At 39.8% G+C, this 19,202-nt stretch carries 15 protein-coding genes and 1 pseudogene; 9 read left to right on the forward strand and 7 right to left on the reverse strand.

Going from position 1 to position 19,202, the window contains the following annotated elements; all coding sequences use genetic code 11:
• Positions 1-11: 11 nt before the first annotated feature.
• From VB654_RS04965 to VB654_RS04980, 4 genes are all read right to left on the reverse strand, one after another.
• Positions 12-1,385 (reverse strand): polysaccharide biosynthesis/export family protein, encoded by a 1,374-nt coding sequence (locus VB654_RS04965; RefSeq protein WP_323212408.1) that lies wholly within the window; start codon positions 1,383-1,385, stop codon positions 12-14.
• A gap of 148 nt (positions 1,386-1,533) precedes the next feature.
• The gene (locus VB654_RS04970) at positions 1,534-2,256 is read right to left on the reverse strand and encodes a cyanoexosortase B system-associated protein (protein WP_323212409.1); all 723 of its coding nucleotides are present in this window, start codon (positions 2,254-2,256) and stop codon (positions 1,534-1,536) included.
• A gap of 132 nt (positions 2,257-2,388) precedes the next feature.
• The gene (gene crtB, locus VB654_RS04975; protein ID WP_323212411.1) at positions 2,389-3,300 is read right to left on the reverse strand and encodes a cyanoexosortase B; all 912 of its coding nucleotides are present in this window, start codon (positions 3,298-3,300) and stop codon (positions 2,389-2,391) included.
• A gap of 47 nt (positions 3,301-3,347) precedes the next feature.
• Positions 3,348-4,505 (reverse strand): DegT/DnrJ/EryC1/StrS family aminotransferase, encoded by a 1,158-nt coding sequence (locus VB654_RS04980; RefSeq protein ID WP_323212412.1) that lies wholly within the window; start codon positions 4,503-4,505, stop codon positions 3,348-3,350.
• A gap of 564 nt (positions 4,506-5,069) precedes the next feature.
• Between VB654_RS04980 and VB654_RS04985 the strand changes: the two genes are divergently transcribed.
• Complete coding sequence (locus VB654_RS04985) at positions 5,070-6,629, forward strand: GAF domain-containing sensor histidine kinase (protein ID WP_323212413.1); 1,560 nt, start codon at positions 5,070-5,072, stop codon at positions 6,627-6,629.
• Here VB654_RS04985 and VB654_RS04990 read toward each other — a convergent pair.
• Together VB654_RS04990 and VB654_RS04995 are read right to left on the reverse strand one after the other, a co-directional pair.
• Positions 6,610-6,936, reverse strand: coding sequence for a transposase (locus VB654_RS04990; RefSeq protein ID WP_323212498.1), 327 nt, complete (start codon positions 6,934-6,936; stop codon positions 6,610-6,612). The genes VB654_RS04985 and VB654_RS04990 overlap by 20 nt on opposite strands.
• A gap of 119 nt (positions 6,937-7,055) precedes the next feature.
• Complete coding sequence (locus VB654_RS04995) at positions 7,056-7,427, reverse strand: hypothetical protein (RefSeq protein ID WP_323212414.1); 372 nt, start codon at positions 7,425-7,427, stop codon at positions 7,056-7,058.
• A gap of 481 nt (positions 7,428-7,908) precedes the next feature.
• Here VB654_RS04995 and VB654_RS05000 point away from each other — a divergent pair.
• Positions 7,909-9,054, forward strand: a pseudogene (locus VB654_RS05000) (chloride channel protein).
• Between the two features lie 86 nt (positions 9,055-9,140).
• On the opposite strand, the gene VB654_RS05005 reads toward VB654_RS05000, so the two are convergent.
• Positions 9,141-9,554 (reverse strand): AbrB family transcriptional regulator, encoded by a 414-nt coding sequence (locus VB654_RS05005; protein WP_323212415.1) that lies wholly within the window; start codon positions 9,552-9,554, stop codon positions 9,141-9,143.
• 652 nt (positions 9,555-10,206) lie between these two features.
• Between VB654_RS05005 and VB654_RS05010 the strand changes: the two genes are divergently transcribed.
• The 7 genes from VB654_RS05010 to VB654_RS05040 form a co-directional block, all read left to right on the forward strand.
• Positions 10,207-10,650 carry an Rrf2 family transcriptional regulator gene (locus VB654_RS05010; RefSeq protein ID WP_323212417.1) on the forward strand — a complete coding sequence of 148 codons (444 nt, stop codon included), beginning with the start codon at positions 10,207-10,209 and terminating at the stop codon, positions 10,648-10,650.
• A 98-nt stretch (positions 10,651-10,748) separates the two neighbouring features.
• Entirely contained in the window at positions 10,749-11,717 is a 969-nt protein-coding gene (cbiB, locus tag VB654_RS05015) for an adenosylcobinamide-phosphate synthase CbiB (RefSeq protein ID WP_323212418.1), read from the forward strand.
• A 97-nt stretch (positions 11,718-11,814) separates the two neighbouring features.
• Positions 11,815-12,357, forward strand: a complete 543-nt coding sequence (pyrR, locus tag VB654_RS05020; RefSeq protein WP_323212419.1) for a bifunctional pyr operon transcriptional regulator/uracil phosphoribosyltransferase PyrR — start codon at positions 11,815-11,817, stop codon at positions 12,355-12,357.
• Between the two features lie 492 nt (positions 12,358-12,849).
• Positions 12,850-14,490, forward strand: a complete 1,641-nt coding sequence (locus VB654_RS05025; protein ID WP_323212421.1) for an ATP-binding protein — start codon at positions 12,850-12,852, stop codon at positions 14,488-14,490.
• A gap of 14 nt (positions 14,491-14,504) precedes the next feature.
• Complete coding sequence (locus VB654_RS05030; RefSeq protein ID WP_323212422.1) at positions 14,505-17,480, forward strand: PAS domain-containing protein; 2,976 nt, start codon at positions 14,505-14,507, stop codon at positions 17,478-17,480.
• 442 nt (positions 17,481-17,922) lie between these two features.
• Positions 17,923-18,387, forward strand: a complete 465-nt coding sequence (locus VB654_RS05035; protein ID WP_323212423.1) for a response regulator — start codon at positions 17,923-17,925, stop codon at positions 18,385-18,387.
• Positions 18,384-19,202 (forward strand): PAS domain S-box protein (locus tag VB654_RS05040; RefSeq protein ID WP_323212425.1); only part of this gene is annotated, 819 nt, incomplete at its 3' end. The genes VB654_RS05035 and VB654_RS05040, both read left to right, overlap by 4 nt.

Here is a 19,202-nt window from a genome sequence, read left to right on the forward strand (position 1 = left end):
CGAATTACGAATTACCTCCCACCACCACCAAAGTTTTCAAAGAAATTGAGGAAAGACCGTATATTGAAAAAAGGCTGTGTAATAGTAGTGAGAAGATTAGAAAGTCTCCCGACTAAATTGCGTCCCACAACAATGACATCATTATCTTGAAGTGGCACATTTTGAGATACATCCCCAGCTAAAGCCCTTCTTGCATCCAATTTCTGGGTGACAGCCTTACCTTGTTCGGGATCGAAGCGAACTAGGGCAATATCCCGGAGATTAGCATTATCTAAATTTATTCCTCCTAAAACATCTATAAACTTGCTGCCATTAGGTAATGCTTGCGTCACCATTCCTGACACAGTATAGTTTAAAACCCGGACGCGAATTTGTGGTACAGCCAGGGATGAACGAGCCACTAAGTTGCGATCGTAACCGTCATCCGTACCAATTTCTTGACGTGGGACAATGATGGCATCACCATCTTGTAAGCGTAAAGTTGGTAGTGATCCATTATTCTGCAAGACTGCATACAAGTCCACAGTTTGTGAAATCACAGAACCATCTATCAACCTCCGACGGACTTTTACTTGTCGCAGGTCGGCGCTCACTGTAGAACCACCTGCAATGAACAGAGCATCAGCAACACGGGGGGTTGGGGAAGAAACAGGATAAATTCCTGGTCGAAACACTTCACCGCTAATAGTAACTTGCACTGGTCGTGGTGTTGCCAGGGACACCACCAAAAGCGGTTCAACCAAAATATTGCTTAAACTCAAGCGAATTTTTTCTTGTGCTTCGGTCAAACTCAAGCCTTGTAAAGAAAGTGTCCCCACTTGCGGAACGACTATATTACCTTCTAAATCAATTTGAGCTTGAAAACTTGAATCTGGGCGCTGTCCTATTAAAGATAAAACTATTACAGGATCGATCACAAAACGATCTAGCGACACCCGAATTTTTTCTTGTGCTGCTTCTAAAGTTAAACCTTGTAATGACACTGTGCCGAGTAGCGGCACAATAATATTGCCTTCTGGATTAATTGAGGATTGAAAACTTAAATCAGGGAAACGCTGAACCGCAACGCTAATTACATCTCCTGGCCCTAAGCGATAGGGGCCAGGCGGGCGCTGAAACATAACACTAATTACATCTCCTGGCCCCAAAAGATAGCGGTTGAGTTGGGGAGAAACCTCATTATTCAAACCCTCAGAATCTGGTGGAGGAAAGGGTAGTTGTAACCGTGGTTGTACTTCAACAGCACCGGACGGGAGGGAGGGTAATTGCCCTGTCAATTGATCAGGTGTCGATAAAGACTGGGCAACAACAGGATGCACAATAGTGGTCAATAAAATACTTGTTTGAAAACTAACAAAATATAGAGCGCTAAATGATACACGCATATCAGAAATGGAATCCTGGTAAAACTGAGATGAAAGTAAATTCTACCGATTGATGATTTTACTCTGAAGACATTTTAAATCTTTAAAGGGACAATGTTGTTAATAACTTTGTGCTTTATTGTTGCTGCACAAACGCATTCTCCCTTTTCTAAAAAGGACTGGCCATCAATGTAGCTTGTATTGTTTTACCAATAGACTGAGCTAAGTCCCAAGTAGTTTCCACATCACCTAAAGGTTCCATAGGAATCATGATGCTGATACTCACCCAAGGAACACGATTTTTCTGCCATTGAGCTAATTGGTCTGCCACAAACCAGCGCACAGGCGATGGATATCCGCCATTTGGGGTGGCGTACCATTGCAAAACAGCGAAAGTTTCCTGTTGAGTGGAGACGCGAAAGAACCTTGCTTCTACCTTAATTTCTTTATTTGATTCTGATGTTGGGGGCGGTTGGACAGTAAATTCCGCAGAGCGAAATTGAGCTATATCCCATCTTTGCCAGCGAGATTTTCCCCAGCTATTAATATCAGTCCACTCTACCTCTGGCTGATCCATCGGGCCATTTTGTGGATGCAAAAGTAATATTGCCCGGTTTTGAGTGCCTTCTTGCTTGAGAATTTGCAATGACCATTTATTAGTACCTACAAATTGTTCTGCTTGTTCAACAGTTTGCCAATTAGGAATGGTAATCCCGGTTGTACGTATCTTTCTCAATTCTGTCAGATTAGGAACAGGTGGTGGTTGTTTCCATTGCCACTGTCCTGTCAGGTATCCGGGAACTCCTGAGATTACCAATAGTATTAGTAACAACAACAGTACTGCTAGGTGAGTTAGTTGCTTTGCTTTCAAAAACTGTGATAAGGGATTCATCAGCAAAAATTGCCATATTTATGCAAAATCTTACTTGAAAAATGCCCCAAAAATTTATGTATAAAATTGTTGAATGCAGTCGGAGAAGTCAAAAGAAATTTTGGGTAAGTCTTTCCCCGTTGTTTGTTTTCTTTATCCAACATTTTCCGCTTCTGGCTCAAATTCAGGATCTGTGGAGTAATAGTTATTCATCCAATTCAGTAAAGGTACTAATAACAGCAACATACAAGCCGAGTAAAGGTCTCCGCCCCAACTGTCATGTAGCCATTTAAAAGCTGCTTCGTTACCTGTGCCGTGAAAGAAGCTGAGTAAAGTGTTACGAATGATATTAGCAATAATGCTAATGATGAGGGCAAAAGATAAAAACCAAGTAGTAATGCGGCGTGAAGATAATGTCCCCGTCCAATAAAGCAGCATTAAGCTGACATAAAAAGTAGTAAACAACATTTTTAGTCCTGCACAATAGGGTGCAACTTCCACAATTTTGCCATTTACGTATATATTTATGCTATCTACAACAACTTCCATACCTATTTGATTGAGGATAAAGGCTGCTGTACCAGCAATGAAGCTTTGGAGAGGTAAGGTATAGGGAACTAGGAGGTAGGGAATTGCTGTTGGGGTGGCTAAAAAGACTAGCAGCAAAGCAAATGCTTGTAGTCGAAAGCCTGGTATGCCTTTGAACCAGAAGCACAATCCAGCCAGTATTGTAGGTAGGGAAATATTAACCCACTCTGGAACACCACTCAGATAAAATACTCCCCCGATTGTGAGCAAAACAGCACCTACAGGATGGGCTGTATCTGGGAGTCGATGCCACTTTTTCCGGTTTAACCAAACCAGGTATGCAGCAAATGGCAGACCAATAATACCGTGGCTAAAGTATTCGTGTTCGATACTAATGCTTTTGTTTAGCCAACCATCCAGCCAGTGCAGCAAGATAGGGGCATAGAGCAGCACTATAAAGCCGAAAATTGCTAGGAAAATTGCTAGGTTGAGCAATTGTACCGTGTTTTTTTGTTTTAGTTGTTGCTGAAGTGCCATGTTTTCAAACGATATCAATTACTGAGTTACGGTTTAAAAAGTGTAAATTAAATACATAATAACTTTTGTCCTTCAATATTGAGAGCCGATGTAATAGCTGCTACAACCTCTTGGATTTGGTTACTGCTTAAACCTGGATACATGGGTAAGGACAATATTTGATTTGCCAGCTTTTCAGATTGGGGGAAGTCTCCTTGCTGATAGCCTAAGTCGGTGAAAGCTGGTTGGAGATGGCAAGGAATGGGGTAGTGAATACCGGTTTGAATTCCTACTGCTGCGAGTTTGTCTTGGATTTGCTGGCGTTTTAGGGGACAAGAATCATCAACTTTAATCACATATAGGTGATAAACGTGTCCTGTGCTGCTGTGATTTTGCATAGGAATAATGCCAGCCGATGCTAGGGGTGCTAGTTCAATATCATACTGCTGGGCGATAGTCAGGCGATCGCGATTCCATTGTGGCAAATGTGGTAGTTTTTCTAATAACACTGCTGCTTGCAATGTATCCAAACGACTGTTTGTACCTGATTCTACATGAAAATATTTTTGGGATGCGCCATAATTTCGTAAGCGCTTCATCTTTTGTGCTACTTCTACATCTCTTGTCAGCAGCATCCCTCCATCCCCAAATGCGCCTAAATTTTTGCTGGGATAAAAACTAAAAGCCGCAGCTATCCCCACCGAACCAGCGCGATATCCTTCTCTTGCGGCTAAATGTGCCTGGGCTGCATCTTCAAAAATTAGTAATTTATAAGTATCAGCTAAGTCTAATAGCTGTTGTGGTGATACCATTTGTCCATAGAGATGTACGGAGATAATGGCTTTGGTTTGTGGTGTAATTGCTTTTGCTGCTGCTTCTAAGTCGATTAAGGCTGTTTGCGGATCACAGTCTACGAGAATAGGCTTGGCCCCAGCTCGTAAAACTCCAATCAATGTGGCCACAAAGGTGTTAGCAGGTAAAATTACGTGATCACCCGCACCAATATTACACGCTTGTAATCCCAGAGCGATCGCATCTGTTCCCGATGCCACACCAATACCATATTCTGTGCCAGATGCTGCGGCGAAAGCTGCTTCAAAATTTGCCAGTGCTTTCCCTAAAATGAAATCTCCCTGTGCCAATACTGCCTGTATTGCCTGTTGTAATTGATGTTGAATCGGCTGGTGTTGTAAATTTAGGTCTACAAAAGGAATATTATTATGCATCTGTTTTTAAGCTATCTTCAAAAATGGATATCAAATTTTTGCCTATTAATACAAGCCTTTACTGATGAATTAATAGTAAAGTCTGAATCAAGTATTTATTTGGCTGATTGAGAAATTTCATTACATGAAGTAATTTACGGTTTATATATACATAAATTAATTGTATAAATAACTGATTGTATGATTTTATGTAAAAATACGGAAAAACTAGCCAAATTCATGAATAGTTTGTAAATTTTATATAAATTTTTTTTAAATTAGTACTAATTCTGACAGGTATTTCATATATAGGAATCTCAGATTAATTGATGAACATCCCCGCTCTGCTTTTGTTTTTCTTTGCGGTTCTTGAAATAAATATCCAAGATAAACATACCGCTATTTACCATCAAAACTTCAAATAAGGCAGATTACACTACCTGTTTACCAATGAGATATAAAATTTCTATTCGTATCTTGTTGATTAGGAGCAAAATTAGGGAATGCTTAAAAATAGAAAATCATAACCCAGAACCAGGGGTTATATAAATTACAAGATTGAAAAATATCAAGGTAGTAATGGTAATGGTAGAGCCTGAAAACAAGTTGTTGGACTTCAAAGATGGTTGGGCTTCTCAAGATTTTGCAGAGGAACAACGTCTAGAAGCATTGTCTGAATTGGGTTTGCGGCAAACAGAAACAATTCCGGTTTTTGAAGAAGCCACTCAAATTGCTGCCCACTCTTTAGAAGCGCCAATTTCCATATTGGGATTCGTAGACCAAGAACGTCATTGGTTTAAATCAGCCGTGGGCTTATCTAGGCTAGGGCTAATGAATCATCTGGCACAAAACCGTCAGTTGTTGCGTGAAGAGTCTTTTTGCACCCAAGTGGTCGAAACTCTGCAAATTCACGTAATAGATGATACACACAAACTACCAAATTATTTATTAAGAACTGGTAAGTTAGTACAAGATTATGGCATCCGTGCTTACTTAGGCGCACCACTAATCGATGCTTCGGGGAATTGTTTGGGTGCATTAGCAGTCATGGATTTAGTGCCACGTAAATTTACAACTCGTGATGTTGAATTTTTACAAATAATAGCTCGTTGGTGTATGAGTGAATTCGAGCGTGACTTTATATTGTTGCAAAAAAATGCCGAAAAAACTTATTCACAAAACGCAGCTACGAAATTATTCAATGACCAACGAACAAGTGGTATAAAAGCCATCCCAGCTAATTTAGAAACAGAATCTGATTCTACTCAGCAACTAAAACTGCAACTATTGGGACATATCACTCAAGAGTTACGTACACCCTTGACATCTGTACTAGGAATGGCCAGCGTTTTAGGACGTGAGATTTATGGGCCTTTAACTATGAAACAGAGAGAATATCTAGAAATCATTCAACATAGTGGTCGGTATTTACTTTGTTTAGTCAACGAAATAGCCGAACTGGGGGAGTTGGATGAAAACACTTCTGTGTTGAATATCTCTCCTGTAGATATTGAATTGCTATGTAAACAAGTTATCAATACGCTAGAAGAAGCTACTAACCGCCGAGAGCAAAATATTCGTTTATCTATAGAACCAGGATATAGCCGCATTTGGCTTTTGGATAAAGATAAGGTGCGGCAAATTCTATATCACTTAATCTTTAGTGTCAGTCAACTTTCGGCTACAGGTAGTATTGTTCGTATTCACGTTTCTTATCAGGAAAATACACTGAATATTACTGTTTGGGTTTCTCATCCCTGGCTGGGAGATGGCATAACAGAGATTGATTCCTATTTTCACCTCAATTCTGTTTCCCAGCCCCAAGTAACAGGCGAAACTGCAACCCATAGCACTTCTCCAGAAAGTCAGGAGGACTCAGAGAGGCCTGTAGTACCGGAAACAGAACCTAACTTAACTGATTCAGAATCAAATATATTCATGATCAATTCTGCTAAGGATTTATCTGAAAATCATCAGAACTTGACGCGTGAAAGCTTGGGTTTGTTGCTTAGTTCTGAACTGGCAGAATTTCACGGGGGAAAAATTGTGATTCAAGGTTCACGGGAATCAGGACACCGCTATGTACTGTCTTTACCATTACAGATGGTTGCGTCTTCAGAAACAATTAATGATGAAAATAGCTGATTATTGAGTAAAAATACTGCCAAGAAGCTTTATAGGCTACTAAGTCGTTGAACTTGACTAGGTTATGCGCCATTGTCTTAGCGTTTTCATCCCTTCGCCTATTTACTTTTAAGTGCTTTTTGGCGTAAAGTTTTCTAACTCTTTTCCTGCCACTAGAACCCTTAGCCCTTTTGTAAATACGTCTTTGAGAATGTTTGATTTTTGATTCAGCCTTTCTCAAAAACTGAGAATTTGATTTATGATGTTCGTTCGAGTCCGTGTAAAAAGACTCAATCCCAACCTGTTTTTGGTTGAACGTCTTTGACACCTGTACCAATACAGAATTGAGCATAATCGCCATCAGCACGGACTAAATAAACCCACATTCCCAAGCACCGAAAAGCCTACAGCATAAACTTTTTAATTTTTAACTTCCGCCCTGCGCCCCTATTCCCCTTTCTGAATTTTTTCCGTAGTAGGAAGTTGCTGATCGTATTTTGTATTTTGCTGCGTCATCGTGATCAGGCTTAAGAAAATAGCCAGACTCACAGCCAAGCTTAATACCGGACGCTTAATCAGAATAAAATCTCGTATAATTCTAGCTAAAGGACTACTTTGACGACGTAGAGCCGAACAAAGCATGATTTGTTTAAGCATAAACGGATCGCGGACATAATGGCCACTTCTACAGACTACTAGCCTTTGCTGACAATATGGACAGCTAAACAAGCCAATATGCGACTCGGCTAGTCTTTGCTTGGCATTTCTTTGACAAATTGGGCAAGCAACATAATCATTATCAAAGGTGTGTATATTCATCTACCTCGTCCGCTTAGTCCATTTACTCGCTCTATTACAATAGCTATATTGCATTCAGGAAAAATACTTAGTAGACCTCACAGTTTTACCTGACATCAGCCATGAATCAATCTGTGTAATTATATTTCTACAAAGCATGGCTCAATGGCCGCAACACGAGTATAACTAGATTTGGTTAAAGATGGCTGTTTTTTCCTGCTGACCGATGATACATCGATTCAGTTGACAGACACTTATTTTTTCTACAAATAATAAGTCAGCCTTGACTTGCACCGGACTAGCGATCGTTGACCATTGATTATTAATTCTCTTTTATTTAAGCATTCTCATGAGCAAAATTTTAACAAGCCAAATATTTTTTTACTAAAGCTTTGTAAATCCATCAAATTACACTTAACTTGTTTGCTTGATCAAGAATGGCTGACAATAAGAAGTAGCAGCTAAAAATTTAAGTTTTTTCTTACATTTACCCCACCTCTTCATGACTCTCTTGCCTCCCAGTGAACTGAGGAAGGTAACTGAACAACCTATATTTCCTACACCTTCTACTCGTTTAACACAACTGATTAATAGTTTTCAACTATCACCGGAGACTGTTGTACTATTTTTAGCCCTACTTATTGGCGGTGGTAAGGGTATGGGCGTAGTCACATTTCACTGCTTAATTGAGCTAATTCATCATTTCATGCGACAAAGGTTCCTGGGTGTAATTAGTGTCTGGGGTAACTGGACTTTTGCCTGTGTTCCTATCCTGGGTGGGTTAATCGTGGGATTAATGCATTGAAATTATTAATGACGGCCATCAGTACGGGTAGTGGTTTTGTTGGTGGTTTATTTGCACCAGTAATGTTTCTGGGTGCTTCTTTTGGAGCGGCTGATGCTAAAACCGTTACTATGCTATTTCCGGCAGTTGGTGCAGATTATGGCGGCTCCAGCAGCTTATGCAATGGTGGGGATGACAGCAGTGTTAGCGGCCAGTGTCAGAGCGCCATTAACAGCTATTTTGATGTTATTTGAATTTACCCGTGACTACCGCATTGTTTTACCTTTAATGGCAGCAGTGGGTTTAAGTGTATGGATAATAGAACAGTCTAAGCCAAATTTTAACTCTAATTCTAACTTGCAACAAATTGGTCTGTCTGAATTGAAAGATGAACAGGCGGAAATTGTCCAGCAACTTTTGGGAGAAGATGCTATGTTGATTTCCCCAAAAAAATTGCCTGCAACCTTGGGAGTGTTAGAAGCAGCTTTAGAAATGATCCGCGATCGCTGTCGTAGTGCTTTAGTGATTGATGAAGCAGAGCAATTAGTGGGCATCCTATCTCTAGAAGACATCAATCGTGTTCTGCGTCTGTTGCAAAATCACTCCCATTCTACCAATGAAATGTCGAATAATTTAGCTGATCAAACTCTCATTGATATTTGTACCACTGAAATTATCTATGCTTGGCAAGATGAACTCTTGTCGGAAGCTTTAGATCGCATGACCCTGAGAGGTTTACACCAATTACCTGTGGTTGCAAGAGGTAATTACGAATATATTTTAGGCTTACTAGAACGGGAACAAGTTACATTAATATGCAGCTTGGCAGTGACGCGCAAGGCACTTCAGGAATTGAGTCATTAGTCATTGGTCATTGCTTATAAGCCAATGGTCAGTGGCCAGTGGAAAAATTCAGAACTGACAACTGACAACTGACAACTAAAAATTTATTAAGCTGTAGCTTCTATGGCTTCTATATCTTCCTTCTCATCTGCGTCTACCTGTCTCAGACGAATATGTTTTTTACCCAAGGTGATGAGAAACTCATCTCCTGGTTGAAGATTCATCTGTTTTGTATAAGCTGAACCTATCAGTAAATTACCGTTTGATTGCACGCTAATTCTATAGCTGGCACTGCGCCCACCACGTCCGTTGGCACTGGGTGAACTGTCTAACTGAATGCCTTCAGCATCAATGAGGGCATTCAAAAATTTCATCATATTCACACGCTCTATACCATTTTTGGTGACGGTATAGTAGCCGCACTGCTTGGCTTTATCTTCTTTGCTAAGGCTCTCTAGCTCTTTAACTTTTTTGAGCAGTTCTTCACCCAGTAGGGGTTCTATTTTTTTCAGTTTAGGCATCAACTTAGATGAGAAATGAATGGTTGAAGTAGTTGAATCGATTTTATTTTAGCTGACATTGAACTAGTAAGAACCGAATCCTTTAGTTTTTATCTCAGCTTTGCCAAGTATATTACACTCTGATATGAAATTGTTACACAATTATCAATATTGTCAAGACAATCTATTCTCTATAATCTTCATAACTATATCTAATTTGTGGTCAGTGCTAGACTATATTTGTTTAAGTTTTCTAAAGCCACCCTCAAAACTTGTATAGCTGGTAAGCTTGATAATGAAAACACAAGATGGTCAGCAAAACTGATCCTTTAATCATTAGCATTAGTAGTTATTCACTGATCAGAAAAGAGGCAAAGGAGCAGGGGGCAGGGAACAGGGGAGAAAAACTCATACATAAATTTAGTTGCTCCCAAACCAGGAAGCATTATTTTTGATGCTTTGCATCTTGAAATCAATATTTTTTTGAGCATAAAGAAAATTATTTGCTCAGAACCATTTGGACAGGGGAGAAAAGAACAGGTCTTTAAACAGAGATAAGTGCTACTTTGTTTCCAAGTCTTCCTTGCTCCTTGCGTCCCGCAGTCCTGCTGCCTCTTTGGTCAGTGGTAACAACAAAACAACTGACATCTGATAATAAACAAAACTTGCCAGTATGAAACTAACTACCAGAGGACATTACAGTGTAAAGGCATTGCTAGATTTAAGTTTACAGCCAGGTTATGGCCCGGCATCAGTCAGAGCGATCGCACTTCGCCAAGATATCCCAGCACCTTACCTGGAAAAGTTACTCATAGAAATGCGTCGGGCTGGATTAGTCAAATCAATTCGGGGTAGCGTTGGCGGTTATCAACTAGCTTTAAAGCCTGTACAAATTTCAATAGGTCAAATTTTAGAAGCCGTCGGCGAAACTATTACTCGTTTACCCCACCACACTCCAACTCCGGCACAAACTGAAGATTGGGTAACATTCACTCTCTGGAAAAGACTCAACCAAAAACTTAAGGAAGCTTTGTATAGTATTACTCTGGCTGACCTCTATTATGATGCTCGGAGTTGGCAAGCGTCTCTGGGAGAAGAAGCTAGTTTTGTTGTTTAGTCATTAGTCATACAATTTTGGATTTTGGATTCCGATTGACCCACAGATCAATCTAGGGACTTAAGAATTTTAAATTTTCGCTTTCACATAAAAGACAAATGACATCATCTGTGGTTTTGATTCTTGCTGCACTATTAGATTATTTGATTGGTGATCCTTGGGGTTGGCCTCATCCGGTGCAAGTTATGGGGTGGGTAATTTCTCGCCTGACTAAATTTTTGATCTTAGTTTGTCACCATTCTCTAACACAACGCATAGCAGGAATTTTCTTAGGCATAACCTTAATATTTGGTAGCGGTTGTATCGGTTGGTTAATCATTCAAATGGCTAAAGCGCTGCATCCATTGTGGGGAATGGTTGTAGAAAGCATTCTTCTGGCTAGTTGTTTCGCTTTTAAAAGTCTCCGAACAGCTGCAAATCACGTTTTAAAACCATTAACAGTCGGAGATTTGGAATCAGCTCGGAATATTTTAAGTAATTATGTCGGTCGGGATACACAAAGGCTTTCAGAAGCAGAAATCTTGCGGGCTGTGTTAGAAACTGTCACCGAAAATGCTACTGATGGTGTTATGGCTCCACTGTTCTATGCTGTTGTGGGTGCTTGTGTGCCAGGTGTGGGCTTAATTCCTCTGGCTCTAGCATACAAAGCTAGTAGTACTCTTGATTCAATGGTGGGTTATCGGCAAGCGCCCTATACTTATTTGGGGTGGTTTAGTGCTAGGTTGGAAGACTATTTAACTTGGCTACCTTGTCGCTTAACGGTGATTACCTTGGCACTGTTATCACGTAAACCCTTTTATGTTTGGCGAATGTGTTGCCGAGATGCAGTTAAAGATCCTAGTCCTAACTCTGGTTGGAGTGAATGTGCTTATGCTGCTATTTTAGGTGTGCAAATGGGAGGTACAAATTGGTACGGGGGAATACCTAAACCAAAACCACTATTAGGAGATGCAATTCATCCCATTACCCCAACTGCCATTGAAACTGCCTTATTATTGACTCGATATGCTTTTTTATTGTGGTTAGCGATCGCGATCGCTTTATTATTCATACTCATAAACAGGTAATCATAAATATAAAACATTGGGCATTAAGCCATTTTTGCTCTCATCCCCTTGTACAGCAGCGATTACTGGACTCTCTACTCATTCCCCCATCTAAACTATGTCTGCCAAAGTAGTTGAAATTCTTTCCTCAGAAGACCTGCGTCGAACCTTAACTCGCCTCGCTTCTCAAATTGTGGAAAAGTCCCGTGATTTATCCCAATTAGTCCTCGTCGGTATTTATACTAGAGGAGTGCCATTAGCAGAATTATTGGCACGTCAAATTGAAACACTCGAAGGTATTAATGTCGCAGTGGGAGCATTAGATATTACATTCTATCGAGATGATCTTGACAAAATTGGGTTAAGGACTCCAGCAAAAACTAACATCCCTTTTGACCTCACAGGAAAAACAGTTGTGTTGGTAGATGACGTAATCTTTAAAGGTCGCACAATTCGAGCGGCATTGAATGCCGTAACTGAGTATGGTAGACCAGAAGTAATTCGTTTAGCCGTTTTGGTAGATAGGGGTCATAGAGAAGTCCCAATTCACCCAGATTTTATTGGCAAAAAACTACCTACCGCTAAAGAAGAAATAGTAAAAGTGTATTTACAAGATTGGGATGACAGAGATGCGGTTGAGTTAATGGGCGCAAATAATTAACAAAGAGGCAGGGGATAAGAAGCAGGGGGGCAGGAAGCAGGGAGCAAGGGGGAGTTAGAAATTACTTTAAACGTCCTGTTACTTAACAACCGTTTCTCTTTTCCCCTACACTATGCTCCTCTGCCTCTGTTGACAACATAAAGTATTCAAAATTGCATATTTATTTAATTACTTCTGTAAAAATACTTGAATCAAAAAAAATTGATGTCAACCTCCATCAGACATACTATTATAGTTGTAATAAAGTTATTTGCTGACACGTTTGAGATAATTTCAATCATAACTTTATCAAAATCAAGTGCAGTGAAGACTGAACTGATTTGAAGTACCAATTAAGTAGATGTGTTGTAAATTTATATGGCACTTGAAACAAAACTGATCACAGGCGACTCTTTAGCATTATCTCCTCAATACCTTTCCTACTTGATAACTTAAGATAACCACGATTAATACGAAGGCAAGTTGTAATTGAGTATTAGTAGGAAAATTTTAATGAACTCTTCAGTGTGTAATCATGAAGCGGCCAGGATTGCGGCTTTGTATCAATATGATATTCTCGACTCTGCACCAGAACAAGGATTCGACGATCTGGCATTCTTAGCCGCCCAAATTTGTGATACACCAATAGCTTTAATTAATTTGCTTGATGCCAATCGCCAATGGTTTAAAGCAAAAATTGGGTTGAATATCCCACAAATATCAATGAATATTGGTTTCTGTAGACGTTGCGTCCAACAAAGAGAAACTCTGATTATCCCTGACACCTTAGCAGATGCAGAGTATGCCACGGATGCAGTAGTTACTTCCGAACCTTATGCGAGATTTTATGCTGGTGTACCTTTGATAGTCCCAGGAGGTGAGGCCATTGGGACTATATCGATAGTAGATCGCATACCACGTCAAATTACTACAAAACAGGTGGAAGCACTGCAAGCAATTAGCCGTCTTATAGTTACGCAGTTAGAAGTCAGGCGAAACTCAATTAAAGACCTCGCCGCACGTAGACGAGCCGAAATGCAACTTTGCGAGCAAACAGCATTGTTAGACATTGCTACAGATGCCATAATTGTCCGAGATTTATCTCATAATATTTTAGTTTGGAACAAAAGCGCAGAAAATATTTATGGTTGGCCAGCAGCAGCAGCCGTGGGTAAGAATATTATGGAACTTTTGCACAACCAAGCTTTATCAAAGGACTTAGAAATTTATCAAGATGTATTAGAGTATGGTTCTTGGCAGGGAGAGGTGCGAAAAAATAGTAAATCGGGGGCTGAAATTACAGTAGAAAGTCGTTGGACTTTACTTCGGGATGAAAATTTTCAAGCCAAATTTATCCTGATAGTGGATACAAATATTACTCAGATAAAAAAACTAGAAAAGCAATTCTTACGCGCTCAAAGGGTGGAAAAGATTGGTATGTTTGCCAGTGGCATGGCTCACGATTTAAATAATGTGTTGTCACCAATTTTAATGTCAGTACATTTATTGCAACTTAAATACAGCGATCGCGAGACTCGGAAAATTTTATCTATCATAGAAAATAACACAAAACATGGCGTTAATTTAGTCCAACAAATACTATCTTTTGTGCAAGGAATAAGTGTTGATATTCCTGGAGAACCTGCAATCACTCAAAAGTCAGTAATTCAGGTAAAAAACTTGATTTTAGAAATGCAGCAAATTGTACGACAAACATTTCCGAAATCAATTATCCTCTCCCTAGAAATTCAACCAGATTTATTACCCATTCGGGGAAATATTACTCAATTCCATCAAATATTAATGAATTTATGCCTCAACGCTCGTGATGCTATGCCTCATGGTGGTAATTTGTCAATATCTGCGGCAAATATTTTGATTGATGCAAATTATGCCAAGATGTATATTGATGCTCAAGTTGGTGATTATATTGTCTTGACAATTACTGATACTGGTTTAGGTATTAATCAGAAATTTTTAGATAAAATATTTGAACCATTTTTTACAACCAAGGAAATCGGTAAAGGTGTCGGATTGGGATTATCAACGGTCTTAGGCATTATCAAAGAACATGATGGATTTATTGCTGTATCGAGTTTAGTCGGCAAAGGAACAAAATTTCAGGTATATTTGCCAGCCGTTAATCAAAAATAATCACTAATCAATCTATGTTCAAGAAAGATTCTACCCTAATTTTAGTTGTAGATGATGATGCCTTTACACGAATGCAACTGTGCCATCTGATCAAACAAGCTGGATATCAGTCGGCAGAAGCGAGTAATGGTTTAGAGGCGATTGCTACCTGTACTCATCTCCGCCCAGATATAGTTTTGCTAGATGCCGTGATGCCAGTCATGGATGGATTTACCTGCTGTGCTGAATTGCAAACACTTCCAGATGCGGAAAACACCTCTGTGTTAATCATGACTTCTCTTTATGATCAAGCATCTGTGGAGCAAGCTTTTGCTGTGGGTGCAACTGATTTTGTCACCAAGCCGATTCAGTGGACAGTCTTATCGCACAGATTACACCGTCTTGTGGAAGCTCATCATGCCATACAGGAATTACGGCAGCAAACTCAGGTAGCACTATTGCGGGAGCAACAAATGGGAATGGCATTGGAAGCAGCCAATATGGGTATTTGGAGCTGGAACCTTGTGACTAACCATATTACTTGGTCTGATACCCTGGAAACTCTCTATGGCATGGAAAAAGGTACTTTTGATGGTAATTATGAAACCTTTTTTAATTGCGTTCATCCTCAAGATCAGGATCTTGTGAGGAACGCGGATCAGCGCGCGATTCGGGAAGAATTAGACTATGACATTGAGTTTCGTGTGATTTTACCCAATGGCAACATTCGCTGGTTAGCTAGTAAAGGCACTATTTTTTATGATGCTTCTGGTGTGGCTGTGCGAATAACTGGGGTAGAAATCGATATTACCAAATCCAAGGAAGCAGAGTCAGCCTTGGAGATACGTGCTAATCAACAAGCTGTTGTGGCCGAACTTAGTCAACAGGCTTTAGCTAGTACAGATTTAACTGTACTCATGAATTCCTGTGTCACCCTTGTTGCCCAAAATCTCAAGGTGGAATATTGCAAAATTTTGGAACTTTTACCAAATGGTGAAGCATTATTACTGCGGGCGGGAGTCGGTTGGCGATCTGGGCTGGTGGGACAAGCAATTGTCAATAATGATATAAATTCCCAAGCTGGTTATACCTTGCTTTCTCAATTACCAGTGATGGTGACTAATTTTCACCAAGAAACGCGATTTCATAGCCCAGCCCTGTTACGTGAGCATCAAGTAGTGAGTGGTATAAGTGTGGCAATTCAGGGTCAAGAATCCCCTTTTGGCGTATTAGGCGCACATACAATCAGAGAGCATCACTTTACTAAAGATGATATTTATTTTATCCAAGCTGTAGCCAATCTTTTAGCAACAGCTATAGAGCGTCAAAGATTTGAGGATGCACTGAAAATTAGTGAAGAACGTTGGCAGTTAGCTGTGCAAAGTAGCAATGATGGTATTTGGGACTGGAATCTGAAAACTAATGAAGTATTTTTTTCAAGGCGCTGGAAGGAAATGCTTGGTTACGCAGACCACGAAATTTCCCCTAATTTTCATGAATGGATTTCCCGAATACATCCAGAAAATCTCAATGCTGTGCGACAAGCAATTGCTGACCACAGCGCTCAGGAAACCCCATTTTTAATTAGTGAGCATCAAGTCCGGTGTCAGGATGGCTCTTACAAGTGGATTTTAGCCCGTGGTCAAGCTGTGTGGGACGAAGATAATCATGTAGTACGGATGATTGGCGGAATTATGGACATTAGTCAACGCCGCGCCGCTTTGGATGAACTCCAACAAGTACAAACAGAATTACAACGCCAAAACTTGCGATCGCAATTATTCGCCAACATCACGCTGAAAATTCGCCAGTCTTTACAAATTGATACTATTCTGCAAACCAGTGTGACAGAAGTCCAAAAGCTACTACACGCCGACCGGGTATTAATTTTATGTATACGTAGCAATGGTACTTACGTTGTCTTGAAAGAAGCATTAGTTCCGGGTTTCCCGATGGTTTTTGGACAGATAATCAATAATCCCTCTTTAGGAAAAGACTATATTCAAAAATATCGCCAGGGGCAAATTACTGCAATTTCTGACATAGAACAAGCTGCACTCCAACCTTGCTATATCAAATGGCTACAAAAATTTGGTGTTAAAGCTAACTTAATTGTGCCAGTGTTCCGCGAACATCAACTTTGGGGGCTGTTAATTGCTCATCAGTGCGATCGCCCCCGGAAGTGGACAGAATGGGAAATTGAACTGTTGCGACAACTTGCAGATCAAATAGGTGTTGCCCTAGATCAGAGTTTAATCTTAGATAAAGAAACTCGTCAACGCCAAGAACTCACCCGTTCTAATGAACAATTGCAAGAATTTGCCTTTATCGCTTCCCACGATTTACAAGAGCCGCTTCGGAAAATTATCACCTTTGGCGATCGCCTTAAAACTACCTGCGAACATGACTTAAGTGCGCCAGGACGGGATTATTTAGAACGAATGCAGAACGCTGCTTTCAGGATGCAGACTTTGATTAAAGACCTATTGACACTTTCACGAATTACCACCAGGGCGCAGCCTTTTGTAGTAGTAAATTTGACACATATCATACAGGAAGTCTTGTCTGATTTAGAAGTAAGTATTCAACAAACTAATGGACGTGTAGAAGTAGGCAATTTACCTACTATTAAAGCTGACCCCCTACAGATGCGCCAATTACTGCAAAATCTTATCGGCAATGCCCTGAAATTTCACCGACCTCAAATACCGCCAGTAGTCAAAGTCTACAGTGAAATTTTACCTAATCAATCAGATCAAAATTCTGTAGTTTACGATACCTGTCAAATCACTATTGAAGACAATGGCATCGGTTTTGCACAAAAGTATGTTGACCGCATTTTTAACGTTTTTCAACGTTTGCATGGTCGTAATGAATATAAAGGTACTGGTATGGGTTTAGCCATTTGCCGGAAAATTATTGAACGACATCATGGGATAATTACAGTAGAAAGTCAACCAGGAGAAGGAGCAAAATTTATTGTGACTTTGCCCATTAATTACAACTTCTAGTTATAGCAAAGTGCTATAAAATGCTGACATGACTGCACTTACAGCAGAGATTTGAGCATAAAGTCATGAGAGGCGGAGGGATTAAAATTATTATTGGTAATTGAATATATCTGTAAACTGACCCTATATCAAGACTTTGAGCTATTAACACTGTTCTCGTTCATGTGAAAATCGCTATATTCTCTCTAGAGAAGGATTACTAAAAGGCTACAAAATGGCATCCTCTAACTTAATAGATGTAGAATGTATATAGAAATATGTTCGTAATTGTATATTTAATGATTTATACGGTCTTGGTTGATGGCTAATTGATCAGTGATCGTGCAGAATAAATTGTACATTTCGGAACGGGAACAGGGAACAGAACAAAATCATAGGGATTTATATTTTTTTGGCAAAATGTATAATTAATTTTGCCGAGGTACTTAGGAGAAAATTCAGGGTGAAGAGTAGTCAAACGGCTGTAACAGTATTAATGGCAGATGATGATGAAGATGACCATATTTTAGTTCGTGCTGCATTGGCAGAAAGCAAATTGCTAATTGACCTACATATTGTGAGTAATGGCGAAGAATTATTGGATTATTTATATAATCGTGGTCTATATGCTGACAAAAGTAAAGCCCCCATTCCAGGGTTAATTTTATTAGATTTAAATATGCCTAAAAAAGATGGTCTTGAAGTCCTCAAAGATATTAAAACAGATCCCACTTTGCGGCGGATTCCGGTGATTGTATTATCAACCTCAGAGAACAAAGAAGACATATACAAGACCTACGATTTAGGTGCAAATTCCTTCATCACCAAACCAGTAAAATTTGCCGCCTTGGTTGAAATCATGAAAAGTATAAGAAAATATTGGTTTGAAGTAGTCCAGTTGCCACTAGACGGTGTGGAAAAAGTATGAACCAGAATCTGATTAGAGTGCTATTAGTTGATGATGATGAAGACGATTATATTTTAACTCGTGATTGGTTTGGAGAGTTTCAGGTAGCTGGCTGCGAGTTGTCATGGATAGATAATTATGAAGCCGGAAAGGATGCGATCGCTAATCAAAATTATGATATTTATCTGGTAGACTATCGTTTAGGAATTAATAGCGGACTAGAACTATTACGTGAAGCAGTAGCCAACGGTTACTTGTCCCCCATAATTTTACTAACTGGTCAGGGAGACAGAGAAATAGACCTAGAAGCCATGAAAGCCGGCGCAGCAGACTATCTGGAAAAAAGCCAGTTAACGGCACCCTTGCTAGAGCGTTCTATCCGTTACGCAATGGAACGCAAACAAACAGAACAGAAAATTCGCCAACAAGCCGCTTTACTCGACATTGCCACCGATGCCATTTTTGTCCATGATATAGGCGACCCTGTTTTATTTTGGAACAAAGCTGCGGAGAATTTATATGGTTGGAAAAAAGCAGAAGTAATTGGGAAAAAAACACACGAGCTTTGGCATGAAAAAAATGAAGCCATATTACAAGCAGCATTCCAGCATCTGATGCAACATGGTTCATGGGAGGGCGAGTTACATCAAAGAACCAAATCAGGCAAAGAAATTATTGTTGAAAGCCGTTGGACATTAGTGCAAAACTTTGGTACTACGTCACAATCTATCCTAGTTGTCAATACCGACATTACCGAGAAAAAACACCTTGAATCTCAATTTCTCAGAGCGCAAAGATTAGAAAGCATTGGCACATTGGCAAGCGGTATCGCCCAT

The sequence above is a fragment of the Nodularia sp. UHCC 0506 genome (assembly GCF_034931045.1).
Taxonomy (GTDB): domain Bacteria; phylum Cyanobacteriota; class Cyanobacteriia; order Cyanobacteriales; family Nostocaceae; genus Nodularia.

What these genes read in the sequence shown, in the direction of transcription:
- VB654_RS04965 (WP_323212408.1), bottom strand. Translation starts at nt 1,385, where the DNA reads ATGCGTGTATCATTTAGCGCTCTATATTTTGTTAGTTTTCAAACAAGT.
- VB654_RS04970 (WP_323212409.1), bottom strand. Translation starts at nt 2,256, where the DNA reads ATGAATCCCTTATCACAGTTTTTGAAAGCAAAGCAACTAACTCACCTA.
- crtB (WP_323212411.1), bottom strand. Translation starts at nt 3,300, where the DNA reads ATGGCACTTCAGCAACAACTAAAACAAAAAAACACGGTACAATTGCTC.
- VB654_RS04980 (WP_323212412.1), bottom strand. Translation starts at nt 4,505, where the DNA reads ATGCATAATAATATTCCTTTTGTAGACCTAAATTTACAACACCAGCCG.
- VB654_RS04985 (WP_323212413.1), top strand. Translation starts at nt 5,070, where the DNA reads ATGGTAGAGCCTGAAAACAAGTTGTTGGACTTCAAAGATGGTTGGGCT.
- VB654_RS04995 (WP_323212414.1), bottom strand. Translation starts at nt 7,427, where the DNA reads ATGAATATACACACCTTTGATAATGATTATGTTGCTTGCCCAATTTGT.
- VB654_RS05005 (WP_323212415.1), bottom strand. Translation starts at nt 9,554, where the DNA reads ATGCCTAAACTGAAAAAAATAGAACCCCTACTGGGTGAAGAACTGCTC.
- VB654_RS05010 (WP_323212417.1), top strand. Translation starts at nt 10,207, where the DNA reads ATGAAACTAACTACCAGAGGACATTACAGTGTAAAGGCATTGCTAGAT.
- cbiB (WP_323212418.1), top strand. Translation starts at nt 10,749, where the DNA reads ATGACATCATCTGTGGTTTTGATTCTTGCTGCACTATTAGATTATTTG.
- pyrR (WP_323212419.1), top strand. Translation starts at nt 11,815, where the DNA reads ATGTCTGCCAAAGTAGTTGAAATTCTTTCCTCAGAAGACCTGCGTCGA.
- VB654_RS05025 (WP_323212421.1), top strand. Translation starts at nt 12,850, where the DNA reads ATGAACTCTTCAGTGTGTAATCATGAAGCGGCCAGGATTGCGGCTTTG.
- VB654_RS05030 (WP_323212422.1), top strand. Translation starts at nt 14,505, where the DNA reads ATGTTCAAGAAAGATTCTACCCTAATTTTAGTTGTAGATGATGATGCC.